General features: G+C 40.4%; 24 protein-coding genes. 4 read left to right on the top strand and 20 right to left on the bottom strand.

Going from position 1 to position 25,968, the window contains the following annotated elements; all coding sequences use genetic code 11:
* Nucleotides 1-27: 27 nt before the first annotated feature.
* Genes ACIQCE_RS07990 through ACIQCE_RS07975 form a run of 4 tightly spaced genes read left to right on the top strand, consistent with a single transcriptional unit; the run spans nucleotide 28 to nucleotide 4,057 of the window.
* Nucleotides 28-1,452, top strand: a complete 1,425-nt coding sequence (locus ACIQCE_RS07990) for a spore germination protein (protein WP_400494325.1) — start codon at nucleotides 28-30, stop codon at nucleotides 1,450-1,452.
* Nucleotides 1,439-2,533 (top strand): GerAB/ArcD/ProY family transporter, encoded by a 1,095-nt coding sequence (locus tag ACIQCE_RS07985; RefSeq protein WP_400494324.1) that lies wholly within the window; start codon nucleotides 1,439-1,441, stop codon nucleotides 2,531-2,533. Before ACIQCE_RS07990 ends, ACIQCE_RS07985 begins: the two co-directional genes overlap by 14 nt.
* A complete protein-coding gene (locus tag ACIQCE_RS07980) occupies nucleotides 2,530-3,651 on the top strand; it encodes a Ger(x)C family spore germination protein (protein WP_400494323.1) in 1,122 nt (373 codons plus the stop codon). Before ACIQCE_RS07985 ends, ACIQCE_RS07980 begins: the two co-directional genes overlap by 4 nt.
* Before the next feature lie 37 nt (nucleotides 3,652-3,688).
* Nucleotides 3,689-4,057: a hypothetical protein gene (locus tag ACIQCE_RS07975; RefSeq protein WP_400494322.1), complete on the top strand. Its 369-nt coding sequence runs from the start codon at nucleotides 3,689-3,691 to the stop codon at nucleotides 4,055-4,057.
* 41 nt (nucleotides 4,058-4,098) lie between these two features.
* On the opposite strand, the gene liaR is transcribed toward ACIQCE_RS07975, so the two are convergent.
* The 20 genes from liaR to ACIQCE_RS07875 form a co-directional block, all read right to left on the bottom strand.
* Nucleotides 4,099-4,734 (bottom strand): two-component system response regulator LiaR, encoded by a 636-nt coding sequence (gene liaR / locus ACIQCE_RS07970; protein ID WP_400494321.1) that lies wholly within the window; start codon nucleotides 4,732-4,734, stop codon nucleotides 4,099-4,101.
* Nucleotides 4,734-5,795: a two-component system sensor histidine kinase LiaS gene (liaS, locus tag ACIQCE_RS07965; protein WP_400494320.1), complete on the bottom strand. Its 1,062-nt coding sequence runs from the start codon at nucleotides 5,793-5,795 to the stop codon at nucleotides 4,734-4,736. Before liaS ends, liaR begins: the two co-directional genes overlap by 1 nt.
* Nucleotides 5,792-6,514 (bottom strand): cell wall-active antibiotics response protein LiaF, encoded by a 723-nt coding sequence (gene liaF, locus ACIQCE_RS07960; RefSeq protein WP_400494319.1) that lies wholly within the window; start codon nucleotides 6,512-6,514, stop codon nucleotides 5,792-5,794. Before liaF ends, liaS begins: the two co-directional genes overlap by 4 nt.
* 72 nt (nucleotides 6,515-6,586) lie before the next feature.
* Nucleotides 6,587-7,456 carry a LiaG family protein gene (liaG, locus tag ACIQCE_RS07955; RefSeq protein WP_400494318.1) on the bottom strand — a complete coding sequence of 290 codons (870 nt, stop codon included), beginning with the start codon at nucleotides 7,454-7,456 and terminating at the stop codon, nucleotides 6,587-6,589.
* Between the two features lie 106 nt (nucleotides 7,457-7,562).
* Nucleotides 7,563-8,228, bottom strand: coding sequence for a PspA/IM30 family protein (locus tag ACIQCE_RS07950; RefSeq protein WP_400494317.1), 666 nt, complete (start codon nucleotides 8,226-8,228; stop codon nucleotides 7,563-7,565).
* 15 nt (nucleotides 8,229-8,243) lie between these two features.
* On the bottom strand, nucleotides 8,244-8,636 hold the full coding sequence (locus tag ACIQCE_RS07945; RefSeq protein WP_400494316.1) for a hypothetical protein: 393 nt from the start codon (nucleotides 8,634-8,636) through the stop codon (nucleotides 8,244-8,246).
* 165 nt (nucleotides 8,637-8,801) lie between these two features.
* Complete coding sequence (locus ACIQCE_RS07940) at nucleotides 8,802-9,371, bottom strand: cob(I)yrinic acid a,c-diamide adenosyltransferase (protein WP_400494315.1); 570 nt, start codon at nucleotides 9,369-9,371, stop codon at nucleotides 8,802-8,804.
* A 59-nt stretch (nucleotides 9,372-9,430) separates the two neighbouring features.
* The gene (locus ACIQCE_RS07935; protein ID WP_400494314.1) at nucleotides 9,431-10,729 is read right to left on the bottom strand and encodes a heme ABC transporter ATP-binding protein; all 1,299 of its coding nucleotides are present in this window, start codon (nucleotides 10,727-10,729) and stop codon (nucleotides 9,431-9,433) included.
* Nucleotides 10,726-11,784: a FecCD family ABC transporter permease gene (locus tag ACIQCE_RS07930; protein ID WP_400494313.1), complete on the bottom strand. Its 1,059-nt coding sequence runs from the start codon at nucleotides 11,782-11,784 to the stop codon at nucleotides 10,726-10,728. Before ACIQCE_RS07930 ends, ACIQCE_RS07935 begins: the two co-directional genes overlap by 4 nt.
* Nucleotides 11,750-12,700 carry an ABC transporter substrate-binding protein gene (locus ACIQCE_RS07925; RefSeq protein ID WP_400494312.1) on the bottom strand — a complete coding sequence of 317 codons (951 nt, stop codon included), beginning with the start codon at nucleotides 12,698-12,700 and terminating at the stop codon, nucleotides 11,750-11,752. Before ACIQCE_RS07925 ends, ACIQCE_RS07930 begins: the two co-directional genes overlap by 35 nt.
* A gap of 173 nt (nucleotides 12,701-12,873) precedes the next feature.
* Entirely contained in the window at nucleotides 12,874-14,271 is a 1,398-nt protein-coding gene (locus tag ACIQCE_RS07920; RefSeq protein ID WP_400494311.1) for a glycoside hydrolase family 28 protein, read from the bottom strand.
* A gap of 22 nt (nucleotides 14,272-14,293) precedes the next feature.
* Nucleotides 14,294-15,787: a UxaA family hydrolase gene (locus ACIQCE_RS07915; protein WP_400494310.1), complete on the bottom strand. Its 1,494-nt coding sequence runs from the start codon at nucleotides 15,785-15,787 to the stop codon at nucleotides 14,294-14,296.
* Nucleotides 15,784-17,241: a tagaturonate reductase gene (locus ACIQCE_RS07910; protein ID WP_400494309.1), complete on the bottom strand. Its 1,458-nt coding sequence runs from the start codon at nucleotides 17,239-17,241 to the stop codon at nucleotides 15,784-15,786. Before ACIQCE_RS07910 ends, ACIQCE_RS07915 begins: the two co-directional genes overlap by 4 nt.
* Nucleotides 17,242-17,295: 54 nt before the next feature.
* Nucleotides 17,296-18,306 (bottom strand): LacI family DNA-binding transcriptional regulator, encoded by a 1,011-nt coding sequence (locus tag ACIQCE_RS07905; protein ID WP_400494308.1) that lies wholly within the window; start codon nucleotides 18,304-18,306, stop codon nucleotides 17,296-17,298.
* A gap of 76 nt (nucleotides 18,307-18,382) precedes the next feature.
* Nucleotides 18,383-19,819, bottom strand: coding sequence for a glucuronate isomerase (uxaC, locus tag ACIQCE_RS07900; RefSeq protein ID WP_400494307.1), 1,437 nt, complete (start codon nucleotides 19,817-19,819; stop codon nucleotides 18,383-18,385).
* 136 nt (nucleotides 19,820-19,955) lie between these two features.
* A complete protein-coding gene (locus ACIQCE_RS07895) occupies nucleotides 19,956-21,710 on the bottom strand; it encodes a HAMP domain-containing sensor histidine kinase (protein ID WP_400494306.1) in 1,755 nt (584 codons plus the stop codon).
* A 3-nt stretch (nucleotides 21,711-21,713) separates the two neighbouring features.
* On the bottom strand, nucleotides 21,714-22,436 hold the full coding sequence (locus ACIQCE_RS07890) for a response regulator transcription factor (RefSeq protein WP_353854586.1): 723 nt from the start codon (nucleotides 22,434-22,436) through the stop codon (nucleotides 21,714-21,716).
* A gap of 175 nt (nucleotides 22,437-22,611) precedes the next feature.
* Nucleotides 22,612-23,427, bottom strand: a complete 816-nt coding sequence (locus ACIQCE_RS07885) for an ABC transporter ATP-binding protein (protein ID WP_400494305.1) — start codon at nucleotides 23,425-23,427, stop codon at nucleotides 22,612-22,614.
* A gap of 22 nt (nucleotides 23,428-23,449) precedes the next feature.
* Nucleotides 23,450-24,472, bottom strand: a complete 1,023-nt coding sequence (locus tag ACIQCE_RS07880) for a FecCD family ABC transporter permease (protein WP_400494304.1) — start codon at nucleotides 24,470-24,472, stop codon at nucleotides 23,450-23,452.
* Nucleotides 24,473-25,525, bottom strand: coding sequence for a FecCD family ABC transporter permease (locus ACIQCE_RS07875; RefSeq protein WP_400494490.1), 1,053 nt, complete (start codon nucleotides 25,523-25,525; stop codon nucleotides 24,473-24,475).
* Nucleotides 25,526-25,968 lie beyond the last annotated feature (443 nt).

The raw sequence follows: 25,968 nt of genomic DNA, 5'->3' as shown, positions 1-25,968 counted from the left end.
AAAAATATATTGAGGCGAGTGATCCCTTTGAATCAGACTCCACTGAAAGAGCACTTATATGATAATCTCGCAATCGTCCTCCCGCAACTAAAAGAAATGGATGATTTGATCCATGAGAAAAAAACATTACCTCATGGACAAGTTGTTTATTATTTATATCTGAAAGAATTGAATCAAATGATGGAGATTCAAACCTTTTTAAAGTTGCTTTTGCAGGATCATGCTTCTCTTACTAAAAAGAAACTTGAATCCAACCTCTCCATGATGACCACACGGTCTGTGAGGACGGCTGAAGAATTGGTAGATGCAATATTTCAAGGTCATTGTGTTGTTTTAATTAACGGATTTCAGAATGCTTATATTTTAGAAACGAATGGGACGAAGAAACGTAGTTTATCGGATGCTACATCTGAAACAGTTGTGAGGGGTCCAAAGATTGGTTTCATTGAAGATACCGACACAAATTTGGCACTAGTCAGGCAGCGTCTAAGAAACCCTAATCTGAAAACTGTGGCCATGAAGATCGGTCAAAAAAAATACACCCAAGTGACCATTATGTATATTGATGGCATCGTTCAAACACCTGTTTTAAAAGAGGTGAAAAAACGGTTAAAGCAAGTCACCATTGATGATATACAAGACTCTGGCGTACTTGAGGAGCTCATTGAGGATAATGTGTATTCACCCTTTCCGCAAATTCAAAATACAGAACGACCAGACAAAGTCGCCTCTGCTTTACTTAATGGACGAGTGGCCATCTTTGTCGATCATTCACCTTTTGTTTTAATTGTACCTGCTTCTCTCGCCACGATCATGCAATCGCCTGATGATTACTATGAAAGGTGGATCGCCGGCTCTCTCATTCGTTTGCTACGGTTTACCTCCATCTTTCTGACGTTGTTTTTATCAGCGGTTTATATTGCCCTTGTGTCCTTTCATCAAGGTCTTTTACCAACAGCATTAGCCATTTCGATCTCAAGCACAAGGGAAAATGTTCCTTTTCCTCCCATAGTAGAGGCACTCATCATGGAATTGACGATTGAACTGTTACGGGAAGCTGGCTTAAGGCTCCCAAACCCGCTTGGTCAAACGATTGGACTTGTGGGCGGAGTTGTCATTGGTCAAGCTGCTGTGCAAGCGCATATTGTCAGCTCAATCATGGTCATTATCGTTAGTGTGATTGCACTCGCTTCCTTTACCGTTCCTCAATATGGGATGGGAATGTCCTTTCGAGTGCTTCGCTTTGTGTCTATGTTTACTGCTGCTACATTCGGCTTATATGGACTCGTTCTGTTCGTGCTTGTATTGCTTACACATTTAACGAGACAAAAAAGTTTTGGCACACCATACTTTTCACCAGAATTTGTCTTCAGCTATAAAAATGGAGACAACTCCATCATCAGGTTGCCTTTGAAAAATCAAATGAAAGGAGAGCGACATGGTCAATCATAAAGAGTCGATCACAAGCTATCAGGCAAGTGCAATTATTGCCAACACAACCCTTGGGGCAAGTATGATGATCCTGCCAAGGTCCATGGCTCAGGCTGCATCTACACCTGATGGGTGGATTGCACTCTCATTGATGAGCGTCATTTACATTTTGTTCATTTTGATGAATGTGCTCATGATGAAAAAAGTCCCCTTCTCCTCTTACTATGATTACACAAAGGAAGGATTTGGCAAGTGGCTTGGCTCTGCCATCAACCTTTTGATTATTATTTATTTTCTTGGCGTCGCAAGCTACGAAGTGCGAGCCATGTCTGAAATGGTGAAGTTCTTCCTGCTCCCAAACACGCCGACAACTGTGACGATGCTCAGCTTTATTTTGGTCAGTTTTTACCTTGTTATTGGTGGCATTGGTGATTTCGCAAGACTTTGCCCTTTTTTCCTCATTGTCACGATCATCATCTTATTTGTCGCCTACGGATTCAGTGTGCAAGAGTTTGAGTTAGATAATCTCCGGCCCGTATTAGGAGAAGGCTTCTCACCTGTCATGAAATCCCTCAATGCTTCGGCTATTTCTTTTGTAGGGATTGAGATGATGCTGTTTATGCCTGCCTATTTGAAAACCCAAAAACACACTTTTGCTTACAGCTCAGTTGGCTTTTTAATTCCTGCGATCATTTATATTTTCACTTATGTTCTTGTCGTTGGTGCACTGACTGTGAAAGAAACAGCTACATTAACTTGGCCAACCATTGCGTTATTTCAATCGTTTGATATACAAGGGATTTTCATTGAACGATTTGAGTCATTCTTATTGATCGTATGGCTTGTCCAGCTTTATACAAGCTTTGTTGGCTATACATTTTTTGCGGCAATGGGCGTCTCCAACCTAACCAAGCTCCCCAAAAAAATGGTGCTTACTCTGATGACAATTGTTATATACTTTGCGGCCATTCTCCCAAAGGATGTCGATACGGTGCGAAATGATTTAAAGTATGTGAACAATCTATTTTTTCTTTTATTCGGCATACTCCCATTCCTCTTATTCGTCATTGTTATCCTAAAAAGGAGGCGGAAAGCAGCATGAAAAAGAAAGCGGCTCTCTCTCTGTTGATCCTTGCCTTGTTATGCGGCTGCTGGGATAGTACAAATATTGAAGAATTGAACATGGCTATTGGCTATGCACTTGATAAAGGTGATCAAGGTCATAAGCTTAAGTTATCCATGCAAGTATTGGTTCCTCAAAAAATTGACCAAGAATCTAGTGTGAAAGACCCGACCAAAATCATTGAAACAAACGGAGATTCTGTGCATCAAATCTTCCGTATGACTACCCTCAAAAGTCACCGTATTTTCGCACAGCAACTGAGAATCTATCTTTTTTCTCAAGAGCTCATTAATGAAAACAATTTTGACTTGGTGATTAACCAATTTATTCGAGACAATGAGACACGCAGGGGCAGCCTCGTATTTATGACCTCTGAGAAGCCCGGTGAAATGCTTAAAATCAATGATGACGGACAGCCAGCATCATCGACCCTATATGATATTGCTCAGAATACAAAATCATCTATTCAATTATTCCCTCCTGTATCTCTCGGTGATATTTCATCATCCATGCAAAACAATGTATCATTCGCTATCCCCAAAGTAACTGAAAACAAAGGGAATTTAATGATTGAAGGAGCTTCTATCATAAAAAACAAACGCTTTTTAACGAATATCTCTCTTCAGGATGTACAGGCCTATAATCTGTTAACCGGTAAAGCCAAAGGCGGGGTGATCGAATTTAACTATGATCACAGCATCTATTCTTTCGAGATTTTCAAACTAAAGCACAAGATTCAAACAAAAAAATCTGCAAGCGGAAAATATACGTTTGATGTTAAGGTCGAGATAGATGGAAGATTGTCGGAGGATTGGAATAAACGTGAGAACGCCTTTCATGAGAAATATCTGAAAAAAATTGAGAACGTTGTTGAGCAGAAGTTGGAGAAAGACGTAAAGAATTTTACCGAAGCATTACAGGAAGAAATCAAAGCAGATATTTGTGGGTTTTATCAAAAAGCGAGTATTGCGTATCCGAAAGAATTTCAAAAAGAAGCGCAACACTGGGATGATGTCTTTAGTGAATCTGATATTCATTACAAAGCAAATGTGAAAATCCGTGACTTCGGGACTAAGGGCGCAACACAATCTTTATAGAGTATGTTAAAATGGTAAGAAAAAAAGGGTGTCAAACATGAAACGAGCTTTACTTTCGGCCGGCATTCTATTTTTGATTTTAGGAATACTGCTATTAATCGTTGTATTCTTGCAGTCAAAAGAAGACTTCTTTATTGAAGCCGACAGCTTTTCAAGCACATTAATGATCGTGATTTATTACGGACAAACCCCTGCACTCCTTCTCATTGGAGGCAGTTTACTCGTTGGACTTTCACAGATCATTGATTTGCAAGAGAAAAAAGCTACAGTGGCAAAGGAAAGCTTAAAGCGATTATCCGAGATGAAGAAAACCCTCGAAGAAAAATCGGCCGAGGAGCAGGAGGCTTTTCCAGTTCCTGAGCTCCATCAACTATCCGAACGTCCGATCACAGGACAGAAGGACTAATTCCCGCATGTTCTAACAGCTTTCATTTGAAAGCTGTTTTTTCATTTGATGAGCTTATGACGATGTGCATAAACAGCCGCTTGTGTTCGATCTTCTACATCGAGTTTTGATAAAATATTTGTAATATGGGTCTTCACTGTTTTAATCGTAATAAATAATTCCTCCGCAATGACCTTATTCGACTTCCCATCAGCAATGAGCTTCAATATTTCCATTTCTCTCGCTGTTAGTGAATCATGAAGAATCGAACCATTTGATGAACGACGAAGTTTATTCATCACCTTTCCTGCTACTTTTGATTCAAGTCTCGGCTCTCCAATGCTGGCAGATCTTATCGCATCAGCAATTTCGCCTGCCTTTGATGTTTTTAATAAATAGCTTAATGCACCAGCTTCAATGACAGGGTAGACTTTATCATCATCAATAAAACTAGTGAGGACAATGATCTTGGCATCATCGATTTGCTGACATATTCTTTTGGTCGCTTCGATGCCATCCATTCCTTCCATGACAAGATCCATTAATATCACATCCGGCTTTAAGTCAACCGCTAGTTCTACACCTTTTTGTCCATCTGACGCTTCACCGATGACTTTCATGTCAGGCTGCGCCTCTAAAAAGGCGGCAAGCCCCATTCTCACCATTTCGTGATCGTCAATTAAAAGTACTCGAATCATCAAACGTTCTCTCCTTTATCTTCATCAAAAATGGGAACCTTGACATCAATTTGTGTTCCTTTCCCCTCATATGACATAATCTCTGCGACGCCTCCGACTTCACTCGTTCTTTCTCTAATCGACTCAAGTCCATAGGAGGCCGTCTTCACATGATCGGTCTGAAAACCGATGCCGTTGTCGATAATTTTTAGCTGAACTTGCCGATTTCTGATGAGAAGGCGCACTGTCACCTTTGTGGCCTTTGCATGCCTGAAAACATTCGATAAAGCTTCTTGGACGATTCGGAACAGATGGTCTTCTACCCCTTTAGATAGCGGTACATCATCTTCTATTTCCCAATCAATATCAATCGGCTGTTTTTCCTGAAATTCATTGAGCAGCTCGATCAACCCTTTTTTCAAGTCTTTCCCTTCAAGGGTAATCGGTCTTAAATGCAGAAGCAGTGCTCGCATCTCATTTTGAGCATCGCCTGCCATTCGTTCCACAAGGCGCATTTGATCTAAAACCTTTTCATCCTTTTCCTTCATTCCTTCAAGAATGGCAGAGGTCATCATTGAAATAGCAAATAACTGCTGGCTGACAGCATCATGCAGCTCACGTGCCAAACGTTGCCGCTCCTCTGACACAACTGATTTCTTCATTTGAACCTGCCACTCTGCCCGCTCATTAGATAGCTTTTGTAAAGAAGCTACTTGCATTTCAACACGTTTCGCCATTTCATTCAACTGATCGGCCGCCATACCTATTTCATCGTCACCAAGAGAAGGCAGTCTATAAGCAAAATTTCCATTTTCAAACTTCAAAATAGATTCAACAAGCTGATCTAAACGTTTCTTATGCTGATAGCCAAACACATAACCAGCTGAAACACCAATTGTGAGACTAATAAGGAGTAAAATAAAAAAAAACGGTATGCCAAACCAGCGGGAAGACAATAGAACTATCGGATCAAGCTGATAATAAAAAACCATCGGCAGCGTCGTCATGATGACAACACCTAGTGAGACACCTACTGCAAGACGGACAGATTGCCACTGGATGCCTAAATGCAGTCTTTTCATAAGTACCTCACATCCACATCTCCAATGAGAAGAGAGATGGAGATTTTCACTTTCCGCTTGCTCTCATCATAATCATTGGTCATCACATACACTTTACTGCCAAATCCGCTTCTTTTTTCATCAATGATCTTCATGTCGCCAATCGCAGCAGAAGCACTCACGCACACCTCAATATCTTGCGGCACATAAATGTTGACATCACCTATTAGTCCACTGATGACGATGGTGCTTTCTTCTTCTGCTATGATCGCCTTAGATAAATCAATTTTGACATCACCAATAAAACCCGAGATCGTTAAATCGCTTAACTGAAACGGTTTTTTCATCAGTCTGACTTCACCGATAAAAAAGTCATGCTCTTTGTGCGGCTTTGTCTGGCTCTTTGTTTTCTTTTGGTCGCCCTCTTTTTCAAGATTGACCTTAAGCGAAGGCTTTTCCTCGTCTGATGATTCCTTTTTATCGACATCAAATATTGGTTTGTTTTTCAATAAACGATATCCAGCATAGATCAAAAAGGCAGCAAATAAATAACCTGTTAAACTAAACGTGATATTTAAAAGAAACTTTAACAAGAGAAAACCGGCAAAGATATAAGAAACTGAACCGAGCCAACGTTTTGAACGCGAATGCAACCAATAACCGGTAAGAGCAAAGAAGAGCGGCCAAAAAAGGCCAGCTCCTATCCCAATGATTTTGAGAAAGAGATTAATACCAAACATAACAACAATGATCCCTAAAAATTGATTTCTTGAAAAACGCAGTTGACTCGCCTCCTTCCTTTATCGGACTCATTAACGTAGTTTCAGTTTTCCACTTGTCATTTCAATATCGACTAAGTAAGTGCCTTTTCCTTTCGTACCAGTAAAGCCTCGGCCTTCATTATTCTCTTGATCAAAGTTGTAAGAATGTTTGACACTTCCACTTGTTTTCCTTGTTTGAACCTTGAAGTCCCCTTCATCCGGCAAGTGAAACTTTGCACTGCCTGATGTCATATGAAACGATACAGGGGCATCAATCTTATGGAAGCTGGCAGTCAATCTGCCGCTTGTCATCCCCATTTGCAGTTTACCTTTTACATCCTTTATATCCGCACGACCTGATGTGGCACTGATGTCACTATCCTCTGCATCAATATGATTCGCTGTAAGCCTTCCTGATGTCACTTTGATTTCAACACGCTTCGCCGAAAAGTTCTGAGCTGTCAGCTTCCCGCTCGTCGACTTGAGCGTGACATCTTGAAGTGACAGCTTCCCTTCACCATTGACTTCACTTACACCACTTCCACTAGTCATTTTTACATTTTTATGATAATCTATCGGAATTTTAATCAGAAGTTCGCCTTTCTCAAAGTGAGAAAAAAATAAAAACCCTTTATTTTCAGCACGAATTTTGAATGTACTGCCTATTTTTTTGGCATACATCTTTCCTTTTCCATTCACTACAGCAACTAAAATATCTGAACGATTCTCTGGCTCCACCTTCACCCGAAATCGAGAAACAGAGACGTCCAACTGATCAACCCCTTGTTTTTTAGCTGATGCTGTTGTAACCGCTTTTTCACGGGAGAAGCCTGATTGAAACACATTTTCATTCTTAAAAAGCATCCCAACCATAAGAAAAGTGCCAACAAGTATACAAATTAGACCGATCAATCGTTTCATCCATACCATCCCTTTAACTTATGACCTTTTTATTATAAGTAAAAGCGAATCAGAAAGAAATCAAATCAGAAGAAAAACAGGATTTTTCTTCCGATTTGATTCTTACCTAGTTGGTTTGCTGCTTTTCACGTTTCTTTTCCAGTTTGAGCTTCTGCCATTCTTTTTCAACTTCTTCTGCATAGTCAAGGTGAGCATAGGCACTATGCTCTGTGAATTGTGCGTAACTACTTGCTTTTGTCTCCATTTCTTCTATGCGGTATTCCATCCGCCGAAATTCCTTATAAGCATTCTCACTATCTACTTTATTCATTGATTCATTCATATGCTGTTTCGCTTGAGCCGCATTCGCTCTTGCAATGAGTACTTGCTTCTTGTCTTTCATATCACGCAGCTTCGTTTCTAACTGCTGCAACTGTTCTTTGAGCTCCCTCATTTGTTTCACAGATTGCTGATAGGAGTCCTTATACTCTTCATGCTTCTTTTCAAAATACTTCATTTCTGTGAGCGCTTTTCGTGCAAGCTCTTCTTCTCCCGCATCAAAAGCAAGCTGAGCTTGTTTCTTTCGTTTACCGGCAAATGTTTCTGTTTCATCCGCCTTCCGTAAAAATCCTTGCTGAATTGTTTGTTGCTTGATAATCGTATGTTTCGCTTTGGCAATATCATTTTCCATATCACGAACGTATTGATGAAGCATCACACGTGGATTCTCCAATTTATCTAAGCCTTCATTCACCGTTGCAACAAACAAATCTCTTACTCTTCTTAATACCATCATATGAACCTCCATTTATTTTTTCTTTAAAAAGTCTTCCCATTCTTGATCAAAAGACGTCTGAATTGGTTCTTCTATTTGAGGAGATGTTTCTGGCTCCGGATACGATCTGCTTGATGGGCCTTTTGCTGATTCACCATCTAGCATCTCCCAGCCAAAGTACAGCATTGCGCTAGCACATGCAATGCCGATTAAAAATGGTAGAGAGTGCACGACTAAAAGAATACCGCTCACAGCCATGATGACTCCTATGGTTTTACTGGCTTTATCATATTTTTTTACACCTACATAGATAAGCCATGCACCAATCGCGCTCGGAATGAGCCCTCCCAATGAACCATCAAAGACGATGGATATACCTATTAACATAAAGATCGAACCGATGATTGTTTTACCTGTTATATTCACCTTTATGCCTCCTTTCTTGCTCCTTGCTTTTACTATAGTCAAAAAACAACAGCCGAAAAACGTGTCGCAGATTGATCTTTGATTGCGACCAGAGTCGTAATTTTGTTTAGACTGACTGTTTGACACCCATCAAAAAAGCACCCTTCTTTACGAAGAGTGCCTTACTTATTTAGACTGAAATACGTGCGGACTGCGTTCATATTCGACATCAGCTTGACCAAGTCGATGATTCACAATACGTGCGGCTGCAAATAAATAATCGGATAGCCGGTTCACATATGTGCACGTAACAGCCGGGATATCCTCCTGTTTCGCTAAAGTCACAATTTGGCGCTCCGCCCTTCTGATCACCGTACGCGCCACATGTAATAATGCCGCACCTTCCGTACCGCCCGGCAAAATAAATTTTGTCAGCGGCGAAGCTTCTTCTACGTACACATCCATTCTATTCTCAAGGACAGCCACAGATTCTTCTGATAATTTTCCTTCTTGGCGTGGTTTCATTGTTGCCAGATCACCGCCACAGTCGAACAGTTCATGCTGAATCACAATCAGCTCTGAAAGGACATCTTGAAACAATTCCCCATACTGGCGCAAATTCGCATGAGCAAGACCAATGAAGCTGTTAGCTTCATCTAACGTACCGTACGCTTCTACTCTCATATCGTCTTTATCCGTTCTCCCGCCAATTAATCCCGTTTTTCCTTGATCACCGGTTTTTGTATAAAGTTTCATCATGTCACCCCTTTTCGTTCTTTTAGTATACCCCGAAGATGAAACGAGTGTATTAAAGTTCACTTTTTTATAGCATCTAATGTTTGAAAGAGATGATTGATTTTCTCTCGTAACAACGCATGTGAAATTGCATCACTTAAATCTTCTTGGCTTTGGGTAGCAGCTATACATAGATGATGGATGTTTAAGCTAGTCTCCATTTGAATGATTCTCATAAGCTGTCCCATGAGTTGAACAAACGCTCCATCTGATAAAAAACCATTGAGCAAAAGCCAAACTGTCAGCTCTCCTTGATGCTGCATGCCATAGAGGTACAGATGATCTCCATCACTCTCGGCAGCGTATTCCTTTTGTCCGTCTGCTTGAAAGAGGAACAGCATATCATCAGGTCCATCTGACTGTTCACTCGTATCATGAAGTGCCCAAGTCCCTGTTCCAAGTGATCTTTTCCAAAAGAATCCGCCATTGTCCTTATGAGAGGATAGTATGCGAAGCGGATGATCAATGGAATAAGTCATCCCATTAGATCCATACGTCCTCCATCCATCTGCTAGTTTTCTCTCATTTGAACTTGCTGAGACAGTCGCAGGTTCAATGATCAATTGAGGAGTAGCACGAAGAGGGTGATGTAGTTTTGTTACATCCGTTTCATAAACCCGCTGTATTCGTTCGGTTGTCAGCACACGATCTGGCTCGTCAAATACCTCAGCCTTTCCTTGATGAAGTAGGAGCAGCCGATCACAATATAAGCTTGCGATATTCACATCATGAAACACAGCAATCACCGTCAGCCCAAAGGAAGTTGTCTCTTCTTTGATGAAATCAAGCAGATTTTTTTGATAGGCTAAATCAAGAAAGCTGGTTGGTTCATCTAGTAATAAGTATTGCGGCTGCTGAGCTAATGCCTGTGCTAAATACACACGTTGCTGTTCTCCCCCGCTTAATTCATGGATGGATTTCTCCTTAAAGCGGGCTATATCTGTTTGTTCTATGACTTTGTTTATGACATGCAAATCCTCTTTCGTTAAAGATTGCAACAGTCCTTTTTGATAAGGATAACGTCCAAACTGAACGGTTTCTTCGACTGTAAATGAGAAGGCTTGATTGGTTTTTTGCGGTAATACAGCAATCTTTTGCGCAAGCGCCTTCGGCCGGTATGATTGGATTGACCTATCGTTGAGGAGTACATGACCGCTCTCTGGTGTTAAAATACCAGCCATCATCTTGAGCAATGTCGTTTTACCGCTGCCATTTGGTCCAAGTATACCGACAAACTCTCCTTCCTTTACCTCAAAACTAATGCCGCGGATGACTTGTTTCTCTCCATAACCGCATCTGACTTCCTTCACTTGAATCATATATGCGCTCCTCCTTTATACCTGCTGATGAGAATCATCCCAAATACGGGTGCACCAATTAATGCAGTAATAATGCCTATCGGCAATTCAGTAGGTTCAATGATCGTACGTGATAACAAATCGGCTAAAACAAGAAAAGATGCCCCGTTCAGCATGGATAAAGGTAGAAGATGACGATGATCTGTGACAGCTAATAGACGAATAAAATGCGGAATCACAAGCCCCACAAAACCGATTGTTCCTGACACAGCCACAGCACTGCCAGTCAGAATAGAACCAGCAACAAGAACAATGTATTTGCTCCTTTTGACATGCACACCTAATAACGTTGCCTTCTCTTCCCCATACGTCATCACGTTCAAATCTCGTCCTGTCAGAATGAGCGCAAAGGTACCTATCAGAAAGAAAGGTAAAAAAAGGGCAATATAGCGCCATCCCCTCATCGACACGCTACCAAGCAGCCAATGAATAATCTCTTTTAAATCATCACCAGTTAAAGCAATCATTAAAGAAATCAGCGCTCCCAAAAAGGAGCTAAAAATCACACCGGTCAATATTAATGAGGAAATACTCATTCCTCTATGAACAAGATGTGCCAAAAACAGAACGAGACAGAGCGTCACAAGTGCCGTTGTCATACTGAAAAAAGGCAGTGTAAAACTACCTAACAAGGGGATTTGTAAGCTGAAAAACAAGGTCGTCACTGCTCCAACAGATGCTCCTTGGGACACGCCTAGTGTATAAGGATCAGCGAGGGGGTTTTTTAGTAAACCTTGAAAAGCTGCACCAGATAACGCCAGTGCCGCACCGACTAATGCCGCTAAAATGACCCTCGGCAAACGAATATTCATCACTATATTGTCTTCAATTGAATCAATGGTTAAAGCGCGAATACCGAATAGCTCATGAACAAATATACGAATAATAGAAGGAATGGGAATCCCTAAACTACCAAATGAGATCCCCATTCCAATGCTTATCACAAGTAATACAACGCTTAAAGCGTATGTGATGATTAATTTATTTGAACGTGTCAGGGTAAATGCTTTTTGCAAGTTCCTCGACTCCTTCAATCAACCTCGGTCCCGGTCTTGATGCGAGATCCGTATTCAATTGAAAGACTTGTTTTTCCTTCACTGCCTTTACAGCATTCCAGCCATCTCTTTTTTTCAAGTCAGCTAAACTCGCACCATCAATCGTTACAATGGCGTCTGGATTTAATTTGATCAATGATTCTTCTGTCATTTGTACCCAGCCAGTCTGGTCTCCTGCCGCATTTTTTGCATGAATGGTTGACAGCATTTCATCCATAAATGTATTTTGACCAGTAGTATAGATTTCAGGAGCTTTTGACACTTCGACAAATACTGTTTTTTGTTCGTTTTTTGAAATGGACGCTGCTTTTTTCTTGATGTCACTCAAGCTTGTTTTCATGCGGTTCACAAGCTTTGTTGATGCCTCTTTCATTCCAGCAGCTTCCCCAATCATGTGGATTGATTTGTAAACATCCTGAAAAGATGTCGCATCATTTACTGTCAACACTTGAATACCTGCATCTTTTAGCTGTTTAAATCCTTCTTTGGAACTCATCTGTGATGCATGTGCCAACACGAGATCAGGTTTTAGGGAGATGACTTTCTCTACATTGAATTCCATTCCCCCAATTTTTTCTACCTTTTCTACTTCCTTTGGATAATTGTCAAAATCTGATCTGCCGACTATTTTGTCTCCAAGACCAAGTGCATAAGCAATCTCTGTATTACTTGGGATTAAGGAAACAATCCGTTTTGGCTGTTCTTTGATTTCGACGGTTTTACCAGTTGCATCTTGAATGGAAACAGGAAATGCACCAGCAGTCGTCTCTTTGTTTTGTGAACCAGTTGTTGTGTGATCTGTTTCAGTTCCTGCACATCCAGCTAACACACCAAACATAAGCAATAATGATAGCCAAATGGCTGTTAATTTCCTCATGAAATAAACCCCCTGCTTTATGTACTGTTGATGGAATTCCTTCCGTCAATTCTTTTCTAATTTCGGGAATATTATACTACAGTGCCGATAGGTTGTATATGTGATGTCCAAAAGCGTATTTTTCATCATTAAATGAGAAAAACAGCCCGTCAAAAGGCTGTTTTCTCAAGAAGCTATTGATTGACTTGTTCACCATTGATGATGACCTGCTGAAAAGATGGTGACACTGCGTGTTCTAATGAAAGTGGATACGACACATTCTCTATGACACAACCCTTCATTTTAAAATGAGTCACAGGCGAATGCGGATATGCTGCAATTTTCACACCATATCGCCCACCGTTGCTTTTTAGCCCTTCCACCTCAATATGACGAACAACAGGACGATGCGGACCCGCATCTCCTTCCTCATACATCATGTCAATACAGACAACCTCATGCTTTACGCTTTTTACTGTATTGTTTTTAAAATAAATATGTTCAATGATTCCGCCCCTGACAGAGTTGGTTTTTATACGAAGTGCCCGATCAAGGTTCGGGCTGTCCATCATATTATCCTCTGCGTACACATGTCTGACTCCACCAGATATTTCACTGCCTATCGTCACCCCGCCGTGACCATCACGCATTTCATTTCGGCGAATCACTATGTTTTCCGAAGGAATACCAATTCTTCGACCGTCCTCATTTCTGCCAGATTTAATGGCAATACAGTCATCCCCATTATCAAAATAACAATCTTCAATAAGCACATTCTGACAAGATTCTGGATTCACACCATCTGTATTCGGTCCATGTCCAATCACTTTCACATGACGGACGATTACATTTTGACTGAGTACCGGATGGATTTGCCACATCGGTGAATCTTTCACTGTCACTCCTTCAATCAGTACATGTTGACATTGGTACGGCTGTATAAAGCTTGATCGTAGATAATGACCTTCTCCGAATATTCTTTCTTCAACCGGCATACGTTTTTCAGCCATATCAAAAAGAAGTTGACGATCTCTCTCCTGTGAAGGTTGACCGTTCGTTCCATACTTCCATGGCCACCAATGATGATCATCTCCCCTGCCATCCAGTGTCCCATTTCCTGTAATGGCAATGTTTTCTGCCTGATGTGCATAAATGAGAGGAGAATAATTATATAGTTCAATCCCTTCATATCGAGTCAGTACGAGTGGGAGGTAATGCTTTGGATTCTGACTGAACATCACATATGCGTTGTTATGCAGGTGAAGCTCCACATTGCTTTTTAATTCAAGAGCCCCTGTTAAAAACGTTCCCTCAGGAATAAGGACACGCCCCCCTTTCAAACGATTCGCATCATCTATCGCAGACTGAATAGCTTTTGTCGAAAGCTCTATCCCTTTAGGGTCTGCACCATAATGAACCACATTTAATTCACGATCGGGAAATACCGGTGCTTTTATTTGCTTTAAAATCTGCTCCTTTTCGTTTTCGTCAGCTTCTTTGCCTTTCTTCTCTTGCTTCGCCAACCGAGCGAGCCCGATTCCTGTTAAAACCATCCCTGCTGTGATATACATCAAATCACGTTTTTTAGACATTCCACTTATCCCCCCAGTCGCCCTAAAGTGTGACACCTGTTTTAAAGATTGCAAGCTCTTTAAAATGATTCTTTTCATGATTTAATTGTTTACCGCTTGCCACGCCAATGACATATGAAATAAATTTTTTCAACACAACATCTTCTGGAACATCTTCTAGCAATTCTCCAGCATTAAAATCAATCCAATGCTTCTTTGTTTCATATAACGCCGTATTGGTCGACACTTTCACTGTTGGGACGAATGTGCCAAATGGCGTCCCTCTACCTGTTGTAAATAACACCATCTGACAGCCAGAAGCAGCAAGAGCAGATGAAGCAACCAAATCATTACCAGGTGCACTTAATAAATGAAGACCTTTTTGTTTAAGCAACTCTCCATATTTCAATACATCTTTAATTTCGGAAGTGCCCGCCTTTTGAGTACAGCCAAGAGATTTATCTTCTAATGTCGAAATTCCGCCTGATTTATTTCCCGGGGAAGGATTTTCATACACTGGCTGTCGATGATCAAGATAGTATTGTTTAAAATCATTAATCATATCAACAATCTTGTCGAAAGTGGCTTCAGATTCCGCTCTCTCCATTAAGATGGTTTCAGCGCCAAACATTTCTGGCACTTCTGTTAATACGGTCGTCCCTCCTTGGGCTACAATAAAATCAGACAGCCTTCCTAAAAGCGGATTTGCCGTAATGCCAGAGAAACCATCTGATCCTCCGCACTTCAAGCCGATTTTCAGCTCAGATAACGGGATATCTTCACGACGATCTCCTTGGGCGGCTTCATAAATTTCTCTAAGTAAGGTAACGCCCGTCTCGATTTCATCTCCCACTTCTTGGCTTCTTAAAAATTTGACCCTCTCTTGGTCATAATCATCCAATGTAGACTTAAAATCCTCTATGTCATTGTTTTCACACCCAAGTCCTAAGACGAGTACCCCTCCAGCATTCGGGTGCTTCACTGCATTTTGCAAAATGGTTTTTGTGTTCTCATGATCATCTCCAAGCTGTGAACACCCATAGTTATGCTTTAACACGAGAGCCGTTTCAAAAGGATGAATGTCTCCTCCCATTTCAGCGGAAAAGGTTTGGATGATTTGATCAGCGATGCCATTGACACAACCGACCGTTGGCACAATCCAAAGCTCATTGCGAATACCACTTTCTCCGTTTTTTCTCTTATAACCTTTAAAAGTAAGATTCATTTCTTCATAGAGATTTTCAGTAAAAGAAGGTTCATATTGATAATCGAGCTTACCAGATAAATTGGTTTTTATATTATGCGTATGGACCCATTCTCCAGTTGCGATAGAAGTTGTAGCATGACCAATCGGATACCCATATTTAATCACGTTGTCTCTTTGCTTGATATCAACTAATGCAAATTTATGACCTTTAGGGATGGTTTCTTTTAATATGAGTGTGTTTCCTTGATGTTGTAGCTTCTCACCTTGCGCAAGCACTTTTAGTGCAATGCCGACGTTATCTGAAGGATGAATCACAATAAATTCTTTCATGCTTTCTCCCCCTGATTTTCATATTGATGATGCAACATTTGATGCACAGCGGCTCTTATTCCATGCTCATGTATGAATGTGAGCTGATCAGCTACAGCATGGCTCAATCCCTGTACACTCAATAAGTTCATCCCCCATAACTGTTGGTTTGAAAGAATTCGTTCAACGACAGATAAATAGGATTGATGCTCCTCTTCCCAAGCCTTCTTCATCCAAGTCATCACATACTCATCATCCTTTAATAAATTCGCACATTTTCCGTAAAAATAAATGAGACTGCTCAGTGCAAATACTAGTTTCATTGGCAACTGCTTTGTAAGTTCTACATAATCAAGCATAGATGGGAGAATACGAGTTTGAAACTTTGACACACCATTTAATGCAATATCCATTAATTGATGCTTCACAAATGGATTACAAAAACGATCCCAAACCGCTTGTGTATAAAGAGATGTCTCTTTGTAAGGAAGCCCTAGGCCCGGCAGAACTTCTTCATCCAGCATGCTTCGGATAAATGGACCGATAAGATCATCATCCACAGCTTCTTTTACTGTCTCCAAACCAGATAACAATGCAATTGGTACCATAGCTGTATGGGCCCCGTTTAGTATGCGCACCTTTCTCATCCGATAAGGGGAAATATCTTTCACAAACAACACATTCAGACCAGCTTCTTGAAAAGGAAGCTCCCTTTGAACAAAGGCAGGTGCTTCAATGACAAACAGGTGATAATATTCTGCCATCACAAGCAGTTCATCCATATACCCTTCTTCCTTTTGTACCGCTTCAGCAGCTTCCTTAGAAAATCCCGGTACAATCCGATCAACAAGCGTATTACAAAAGACATTGTCTTCCTTTATCCACGTAAGAAAGGAGGGTGGGAGATTCCATTTGTACGCCATGTTGATGACATATTCTTTTAGTCGATCTCCGTTTTTTTCAACCAGCTCACATGGCAGTATGATCAGCCCCTTTTGATTATCTCCTGAGAATGCTTTAAATCGATGATACAAAAAAGCTGTCAGTTTTCCTGGAAAACTCGTTTGCGGACGATCCTCAAAACGGTCCTCTTCTCTAAAAACGAGCCCTGCCTCTGTCGTATTTGAAAAAACGAAGCGAAGATCAGGATTTTCTGCTACTTGTAAAAAGCCTTCATAATCCGTATAAGTACTAATTCCTCTGCTAATTGATTGTATGATCATGCGCTCATTGATTTCCTTTTGCTCATGAAAGCCTTGTATACATATCGTATACAAGCCATCCTGTTCATTTAATGCGCTGACCGATCCCTTACGAGGAGGAACGACAACCGCTCTTCCTTTAAAATCAGTGTGGTCATTCAGCTTTTGGATCTGCCAATTAATAAATCCGCGCATAAAATTTCCTTCACCGATTTGCAGAATGGTTTCTGGATAGTCAGCAGTCGGATAAACTGCTTTGGATAATCGTTTCATTTATTTCCCCTCCTTGTGATGCACACGTGAACATTTATAGCTGAAAAGGTGCTATTAAGGCACCTCTTTGACTGAATCTCTAATCACTAGCTCTGTGTGTACATACACTTTTTTCATATAATCCGCTTCTTGTTCTTCCCCGTTTATGACCGAAAGAATGGCTTTTGCTCCGAGCGCACACATTTTTTCGATTGGCTTTTTGACAGTTGTCAGTGCAGGTGTTGTATAAGAGGAAAATGCAATATCATCAAAACCGATAATAGACACATCCTTCGGACACTTTTTTCCTTTTGCGTATAAAGCATTCATCGCCCCAATGGCCATATCATCGTTTGAGCAAAAAAGAGCTGTTGGCGGCTCCTTAAGGGCTAACAGGGCTTCCATTGATTCATAGCCACTTTTCATATGATAGTCACCTTTAAGCATATATTCTTTTTTCATTGGCACGTTATGATCTATTAATGCTTGCAAAAAGCCAGCTTTTCTTTCCTGCGTTGATTTAAAGCCTTCTTTTCCTTCAATAATGGCAATCTGTTTATGACCTTGCTGAATGAAAAATTGCGTCGCTTGATATGCACCTTGACGATCATCTGCTAGTATATTCATCACGTCATCACTTTCTACACGACGATTGAGCACAAGAAGAGGAATGCCTTGTCTTTTCACATGATGGATAAACGCTTCATCATGCTCACTTTGGCTCATGAGTAAAATACCGTCATAGCGCTGCTTATGAATGGTTGAATAATCATGAAAATCATCAATCCCTCTCACAAACATATGATAGTGCTCAGTTATGACACTGTTGACACCTTTTAATGCATCAGCGAAAAAACTTGAGGATGTGCCTTCAGTTAAACTCGTAAAAAACAAACCAATTGTAAATGATTTTTGTGATACAAGGCCTCTGGCATGGACGTTCGGAGAATAGTTCAGCTGTTTTGCAATCGACAAAATCTTTTGTTTTGTTTTTTCTTTAATAAAAGGACTGTTATTTAATGCCCTTGATACTGTGGTATGAGAGACATTTGCCAATTTCGCTATGTCTTTGATCGTGACTGTCATGCTACTCCGCCTTTTATGATTTTTTATCATCATCTTATCATAAAACCGCTTTCATTTTCTTACCTTACCTTTTTCTTCATGTGGTCTTGCTTCTATGCATTGACTGGCCTGCCCGCTCAAATTGAAAATATTGCTTTGCATTCTCATAGCTAATTCTTTTGACCATTCCTCCTAGCAGCGAGAGATCATATGGTGCTTCACCTTTTTCCACCCAATCTCCTATAATATCGCAAAGCAATCTGCGGAAATATTCATGTCTTGTATAAGAAAGAAAACTTCGTGAGTCCGTCAGCATGCCAATAAATCGGCTAATCAGCCCGATACTGGAAAGAGCCATCATTTGCTCTGTCATTCCTTGCTTTGTATCATTAAACCACCATGCAGTACCATGCTGTATTTTTCCAGGTGTTTTTCCATCTTGAAAGCTTCCAGCTAAGGTCGAAATCACCACATTGTCTCTCGGGTTCAAAGAATAGAGAATGGTTTTTGTCAGCGCATCTTCTCTTTCTAATTGATCTAAAAGTCGGCAAAGCGGCTTTGCAATATCCTGGTCATTCATCGCATCATAACCCGTATCTGGTCCTAGCTGCTCAAACATTTTTGTGTTGTTATTTCTGAGGGCGTTGATATGAAGCTGCATCACCCAACCTCGCTCACAGTATGCCTTCCCGAGAAAGATAATTGTATGTGTCTTAAATTTGATCGTCTCTTCCTCAGTTAATGGATGACCAGAAAACCTTTTATCAAATATGACCTCTACCTCTTCTTCTGTTGTTTCTTCAAAAGTAACTTCATTGATCGCATGATCTGAGATCAGACAGCCCTGTTCATGAAAAAAATCCATTCTCACATTAAGTGCTTTCAAAAAATCTTGGTAGGATTGTATCGGTGTCGCTGAGACCTTCGCAAGTTGACGAACATACTCAACAAAAAAATCATTCGTAATATCTAGTGCCTTATCCGGTCGAAATCCTGGCAACACTTGCACAGAAAACCCTTCATCCCGCAGTTTTTGATGATACAAAAGAGAGTCAATCGGATCATCTGTTGTCACTACTGTTTCGACATTCGATTTCACAATAAAATCTCTAGCGCCAAAGCCATCTCCTTGCAGCTTTTCATTCACCTTCTGCCAAATCAATTCCGCATTCTCTTCATTCAAAAGCTCTTCTACAGCAAAATATCGCCTTAGCTCTAAGTGAGTCCAGTGATATAAAGGATTTCCTATCGTCATTGGAACTGTTTTCGCCCACGCTAAGAATTTCTCCTTATCTGATGCATCACCTGTTACATGCGTTTCAGGAATGCCATTTGCCCTCATGGCACGCCACTTGTAGTGATCTCCGTGAAGCCATGCTTCTGTTATATTTTGAAACGATTTATTTTCATAGATTTCCTTTGGGCTTAAATGACAATGGTAATCAATAATAGGAAGGTCTTTCGCAAACTCATGATATAACTTTTCCGCCGTTTGACTGTTTAATAAAAACTGGTCATCTAAAAAGGCTTTCATCAAACTCCCCCATCTCACTATGTAATAAAATTGATTTGTTCACGTTAACAATTTTTATTGTAATCGTTTACAACATCTATTTCAATCCTAAAATAGGGAAAAGCGACCTCCTCTTGAAAAGGAAATCGCTTTTTGACTATTTTACAGGCGATGATTTTTTCAGGATAATCGCAATAGTTGTTCCTAACTCTATTTCACTTTCAACTTGGATATCACCGTTGTGTAGCAAAACAAGTTCTTTCGCTATCGCTAGCCCGAGACCTGTTCCGTTCGATGAATCGTTTGTGTTTGTCCCTCTGTAATAACGGTTAAACAAGTGCTCAACCGTTTCTTGTGCCATACCACGCCCGTTGTCTTTAATTTCGATCCGTACTTCCTCATTCGTTTCAGATAAAGTGGTCTTAATATGAGTCCCTTTTTGATTATGCTTGACTGCATTAGCTAGCAAATTCTCAATGACTCGTCTAAACCAAGCTTTGTCGATCTCAAAAATGACACCGTCTGTTTGATTTTCAAAAGATGAAGGATAATGTTCAGAAAATGAGCTCCTTGCAAACTCGTCCATGATAGATGCTAAGAACTCACCAAGCTCCACTGGTTTTCGATTAATTGGCAGCGCTCCATTTTTCAATCGGTATGTGAGGTTTAAATCCTTAATCAATGTCGACATATATTCTGATTTCTCACGAATGACCTGTCCTATTTCCATGACTTCTTCCTTGGACCATTGGTATTGATTTGAACCTAGCATCAGTCCATAACCATATATCGTACTAAGAGGCGTTTTTAAATCATGAGACAAGCCAGCAATCCAATCTTCCCTTGTTGTTTGGATTTTTCTTCGGTTTGCTTCATTTTCTTTTAATGTATGAGTTAATTGGTCCATTGTTTTCAGAATATCCTCAAACAACCGATATTCCCGTTTGATGCGTCCCTTTTTATTTTTACTGACAGGAATCCCTTTTCTATTGGTTGGCTCCTGCAATTTATTTCTTGATAAGAAAATCAGCCAGCGAATAATATGATAGATCGGTAATCCGTAACGATATGAGTACCATAGGGTCATCACAATAATGATGGTGAGCGCAAGTCCAGCGATGAGGATGGTCGTATATTGATTTAACGCTTCTGTCTCTTTATCATAAAGTTCGTCTGGACTGTACACTTTATTTGGCACTGATACGATCATATATAAGTCTTTATTCACTTTGATGTAAGTCAGGTCACTTCTAAATTCCCAAGGTTTCGATTGATATTTGAGCAACTCAACGTCCGTTACGTTATCTTTAAAATCATCTTTTGCTCGAATGCCTTTCAGATATTTCCCTTCTTCGTTAAATAAATGAACAGAACCGTTCATTCTTTTCAAATAGTCTTTTGTTTCACTTGAGTATTGGGAAAGTGCAGCTAGATTTTTCTCATGTTGTTTTAAATAATTCGCTACCTTGGTGCTGTTCGTTTTGAAACCATATAGCACGATATAATTCTTTTGATCAATTTCTATTGGCCAGAAGTACATCTTGTAATCTTGAAATTGTCTTTTTTCAAAAATCTTAATTATTTCATCCTTTTGATAGGATGTTGGAATATTTTTAGGTAGATGGTAACTGTATATGTTATGTTTTTTTGAATCTATCACTTGCAGCCAGCCGTCACGCTTTTTCACTGCTTGTTTGAGCTGATCATCTGCTTCCATTTTTCCGTCTTCATTAAAGTAAAGCCAGCTCATGAGTGTATCTCCATCAGCCTTTGCTAAACCGGTCTCTGCTATATTTTCATAATGTTTTTTATAGTATAGATTCTCAGAGAAAGTATTCCCGATCAGCAGGATCGCAATGACAATAAACATTTGCCCGACAAAATGAAAGAAAAGTTTTGTTCGTAAATTCATGAATTAACTGAGGACCTTCACAGGATGAGGAATAAACTTATAGCCCATACCACGAATGGTCACAATATATTCTGGCTGGCTCGGGTCTAATTCAATTTTTTCTCTTAGCTTTCGAATATGAACCATGACGGTGTTGTTATCACCATAAGATGGCACACCCCATACTTTCTCGTAGATTTGATCTTTTGAAAGAACCTCATTCGGATGGTCACAAAAGAATTTCAGCAAGGATAAAAGCTGGGCAGAGCATGCGGTCACCTCTCCTCTTACTTTTAGTTCTGCAGCATGCGGATGATAAGAGAAATGTGCATACTCATATTGGCTATGATTCTCTTCTTGTTCCTCTTGTAAGGAGATATATGTTCGATTTAAGTGCGCTTTAATTCTGGCAACAAGCTCTAACGGGTTAAATGGCTTAGTAATATAATCATCTGCACCTTGTGCAAAGCCTGTTAATTTATCTACATCAGACGTTCTTGCAGTCAAATAGAAAATGGGTGCTTTCGTATATTTTCTCATTTCAGGAAGAACGTCAAAGCCAGACTTACCGGGCATCATAACATCTATAAGTAAGAGATGAATATCTTCGTTTTTGACAACATCTAATGCTTCATCTGCATGGTAGGCTTTATAAATATGCTGGAATCCCTCTTTTTGTAATACGCGTTCAACCATTTTTACAATTGCTTCTTCGTCATCTGCAATCAATATTTTTGCTGTTTCCACGCATCTCTTTCCTTTCTAGCTATGATCTCTAACCGTATATTACCATTGTCTACAGTAAAAAAGTAACTCTTTTCTGCATAAAAGTAAAAAATATCATTTGGGAAAATGAGATGAACAAAGAATCCTCAAGACGAAAAAAAACCCGGTATAAGCACCGAGTTTCTCGTACATCTTTTCATCCGTTCACAGCTTCTAGCTTTCTTTCATGATTCATCAAATCATATGTTAAACAAATAGGCTTGTTTGTTCTAGGATCAAGGACAATTTCTGCATCAATGTGGAAGACCTGACCAAGTACCTCTTTTGTCATGACTTCATGAGGCGTTCCCTCTTTGATTACTTTTCCTTGATTGAGTGCCACCATGTAATGTGAAAAACGGGCTGCGTGATTGAGATCGTGGATGACCATGAGCACTGTACGACCTTGCTCCCGATTTAAGCGTTCTAATAGCTGAAGAATCTCAAGTTGGTGTGCAAGATCCAAATAAGTCGTTGGCTCATCTAGTAACAGCAACTCTGTTTCCTGTGCAAGCGCCATGGCAATCCATACTCGCTGACGTTGTCCACCTGAGAGAGCTTCAATTGGGCGATCATGAAAAGCAATCATCCCCGTTTCCTCAAGTGCCCATCTTATGAGACGTTTATCCTCATTGGATAAGCGGCCAAATCCATTTTGATGCGGGAAACGTCCATATGATACAAGCTCATATACGGTCAGTCCACTTGGTGCTTCGGGGGTTTGCGGCAAGATGGCCATTTGTTTTGAAATCTCTTTGGTTGATGTCTTCTGGATCGCCTGACCATTTAAATAAACGGCTCCTTTATATGACTTCATAATACGGGACATCGTTTTTAAGATCGTTGATTTCCCGCAGCCATTTGGTCCAATCAATGTGGTCACCTTTCCTTTTGGGATACTGATATTTAAATCCTCGACAATCAAACGGTCATGATAGCCTATACAAAGCTCTTTAGTTTCGAGCGATTTCATCTATTGTCCTCTCCTTTCTTATTTACTTCGTTTTCATTAATAAATAAATAAAATAAGGCGCGCCCAAAGCAGAGACCACAAGCCCAACCGGAACCTCTGATGGTGCAAGTATCACACGACCAACTGTATCCGCCAGTAATAATAGCAGCGCTCCAACCATAGCGGTAGTAGGAATCATTAACTGATGCTTAGGTCCAACAAGCTTTCTAGCCAAGTGCGGTGCAACTAAGCCTAAGAAGGAAATACTTCCTGCGACAGCGACACTCGCTCCAGCTAATGCAACAGCAATCAGTATCATCAAGCTTCTCTCTTTATGAACAGATATCCCGAGTCCATAAGACAGTTGATCACCCAAATTCATGATATTTAAATAACGCGCTCTCAAAATCGCTAACATGATAAAAATTAACATCCACGGCAAGACGGATATCACGTATGTCCAGCTTGAACCCCAAATGCTTCCAGACAACCAGATAATCGCTTGGTTAAAATCATTTGGACTCATTTTTAATTGAATGACCACAATGGCTGCTGAAAACGCAGCATTCACACCAATACCAGTCAAAATCAGTCGCACAGGTGTAATTCCTTTTTTCCACGCTAACACATAAATTAGAAATGCGGCAAACCCTGCACCTGCAAAAGCGAATAGCGGCAACACAAAGATGGCGAAATCCCCCAAGTTTGACATAGAGCCTTGGAATGAAAAGATAAACAGAACAACTGCAAAACCCGCACCCGCATTCACACCAAGAATGCCGGGATCTGCTAGACCGTTTTGAGACACGCCCTGCCAGATTGCACCTGACACAGCAATCGAAGCGCCAACGAGTAGGGCAATGACCATTCTTGGAAGCCTGAATTCAAACAAAACAAGTTCATCCATTTCACTTCCAAATCCAAAGAGTGTTTTCAATGTATTTATAGGAGAAATCTGGATTTCTCCAGTGTTTAAGCTAATGAGAAACACGATCATGATAGCGAAAAAGATCCACCACATGGTTCGTTTAAATTTCTTTTGTTTTGCCTGTTGCACCATGTCCATCTAAATTCCGCTCCTTTCACGTCTAGCCAAATATAAGAAGAAAGGAACGCCTATGATCGCTGTAATTGCGCCGACTGGTGTTTCAAATGGCGCATTGATGAGTCTTGCCACAATATCTGCATAAATTAAAAGAACAGCCCCTAAAATTGCTGAGCATGGAATAATCCATCTATAATCGACCCCGACAAGAAAACGCGTAACATGAGGAATCACAAGCCCGATAAAACCAATAGAGCCTGCGACCGAAACGGCTGCACCTGTCAAAAGAATGACGACCAATATCCCAAGTACCTTGACTATTTTCGTGTACTGTCCAAGCCCTTTTGCTAATTCATCACCTAAACTGAGGACGGTGATCGAGCGGGCAAGCACCATGGCGATGATGAAGCCTAAAATCGCAACAGGAATGATGACCTTTATATTGTTCCAATTCACACCTGCAACGCCACCAGCGTACCAGAAGCTCATATCCTGAGCGACATCAAATCGAATGGCAATGGCTGAGGAGATTGAGCTAAGGAGTGTGCTAACTGCCGTACCAGCTAATGCTAACTTCACTGGCGTCAGTCCACCTTTTGAAAGAGTACCGACACCAAAGACGAGGCTTGCACCAAATGCCGCTCCAACAAATGACCATAAAATGAATGTAAATGAAGATTGGGTTGGGAAAAAAGCAAACGCAATGGCGATCGCAAATGCGGAACCATTTGTCACCCCCATAATTTCAGGAGATGCGAGTGCGTTCCTGGTCATCCCTTGCATCATTGCTCCCGATATAGCTAGAAAGGCTCCTACAAGTGCTGCTCCAACCGTACGCGGCAATCTTAATTCCCTGATAATTTGATGAGATGTTTGATGTTGATCAAAATGAAAAACGGCTTCCCATACAGTGTGTAAGTGTATATTTGCCGCTCCTAACGATACTGATAAAAAAAGACCAAATGCTAAAGCAATAATCCCTAAGATGACAACAACTGCTGTTCCAAAGGGCTTTGTTACTATGTCAATCGCTTCGTCTTTAGTTGAAAGCTGTTTATTTGATTGTGCGCCCAAAACCAGTCTCTTCCTTTCCATTCACTTCTCTTCCTCATTAATGATAATGATTATCAATCTCGGATTATAGTATATCACTTTCTTCTCTTTTTGAAATCCTATTATGATACTTTTTCTTCAGTTCCATTTAAAAAAACAGGATTATTTCATCATTTTCACATGATGAGAGAGAAAGCAATGCACTTTTATTGATTTCATGTTAAGATAATAGTGATATTGATAATCATTATCACTATTAAGCGGATAGGAAAGAACTTTGGGAAAAACGAATCGTTCTCCTTGCAGAAAGCTACTTTGGAGGTCTCAAAACACTTCAGAAGACCACTGCCGCTGCAACTGATTCCATATTTAAGACTCTTTCTATAAACACAATTGCCATCATACATACGTTAAAAATAAAAAAGATTGTAGAAAAACAGGAGTTTCTCTACAATCTGACGTTT

The organism is Bacillus sp. NPDC093026, assembly GCF_044754665.1.
Classification (GTDB): Bacteria; Bacillota; Bacilli; order Bacillales; family Bacillaceae; genus Bacillus; species Bacillus maqinnsis.
This window is presented reverse-complemented; position numbering and strand designations above follow the sequence as displayed.

Bases quoted from the DNA above. Each gene is read 5' to 3' on its own strand.
- ACIQCE_RS07980 (WP_400494323.1), top strand. From the start codon at position 2,530: ATGAAAAAGAAAGCGGCTCTCTCTCTGTTGATCCTTGCCTTGTTATGC.
- ACIQCE_RS07895 (WP_400494306.1), bottom strand. From the start codon at position 21,710: ATGAATTTACGAACAAAACTTTTCTTTCATTTTGTCGGGCAAATGTTT.
- ACIQCE_RS07985 (WP_400494324.1), top strand. From the start codon at position 1,439: ATGGTCAATCATAAAGAGTCGATCACAAGCTATCAGGCAAGTGCAATT.
- ACIQCE_RS07905 (WP_400494308.1), bottom strand. From the start codon at position 18,306: ATGACAGTCACGATCAAAGACATAGCGAAATTGGCAAATGTCTCTCAT.
- ACIQCE_RS07950 (WP_400494317.1), bottom strand. From the start codon at position 8,228: ATGGTATTAAGAAGAGTAAGAGATTTGTTTGTTGCAACGGTGAATGAA.
- liaG (WP_400494318.1), bottom strand. From the start codon at position 7,456: ATGAAACGATTGATCGGTCTAATTTGTATACTTGTTGGCACTTTTCTT.
- ACIQCE_RS07920 (WP_400494311.1), bottom strand. From the start codon at position 14,271: ATGTCTAAAAAACGTGATTTGATGTATATCACAGCAGGGATGGTTTTA.
- liaR (WP_400494321.1), bottom strand. From the start codon at position 4,734: ATGATTCGAGTACTTTTAATTGACGATCACGAAATGGTGAGAATGGGG.
- ACIQCE_RS07910 (WP_400494309.1), bottom strand. From the start codon at position 17,241: ATGAAACGATTATCCAAAGCAGTTTATCCGACTGCTGACTATCCAGAA.
- ACIQCE_RS07880 (WP_400494304.1), bottom strand. From the start codon at position 24,472: ATGGACATGGTGCAACAGGCAAAACAAAAGAAATTTAAACGAACCATG.
- ACIQCE_RS07925 (WP_400494312.1), bottom strand. From the start codon at position 12,700: ATGAGGAAATTAACAGCCATTTGGCTATCATTATTGCTTATGTTTGGT.
- uxaC (WP_400494307.1), bottom strand. From the start codon at position 19,819: ATGAAAGCCTTTTTAGATGACCAGTTTTTATTAAACAGTCAAACGGCG.
- ACIQCE_RS07940 (WP_400494315.1), bottom strand. From the start codon at position 9,371: ATGAAACTTTATACAAAAACCGGTGATCAAGGAAAAACGGGATTAATT.
- ACIQCE_RS07915 (WP_400494310.1), bottom strand. From the start codon at position 15,787: ATGAAAGAATTTATTGTGATTCATCCTTCAGATAACGTCGGCATTGCA.
- ACIQCE_RS07935 (WP_400494314.1), bottom strand. From the start codon at position 10,729: ATGATTCAAGTGAAGGAAGTCAGATGCGGTTATGGAGAGAAACAAGTC.
- ACIQCE_RS07885 (WP_400494305.1), bottom strand. From the start codon at position 23,427: ATGAAATCGCTCGAAACTAAAGAGCTTTGTATAGGCTATCATGACCGT.
- ACIQCE_RS07975 (WP_400494322.1), top strand. From the start codon at position 3,689: ATGAAACGAGCTTTACTTTCGGCCGGCATTCTATTTTTGATTTTAGGA.
- liaS (WP_400494320.1), bottom strand. From the start codon at position 5,795: ATGAAAAGACTGCATTTAGGCATCCAGTGGCAATCTGTCCGTCTTGCA.
- liaF (WP_400494319.1), bottom strand. From the start codon at position 6,514: ATGTTTGGTATTAATCTCTTTCTCAAAATCATTGGGATAGGAGCTGGC.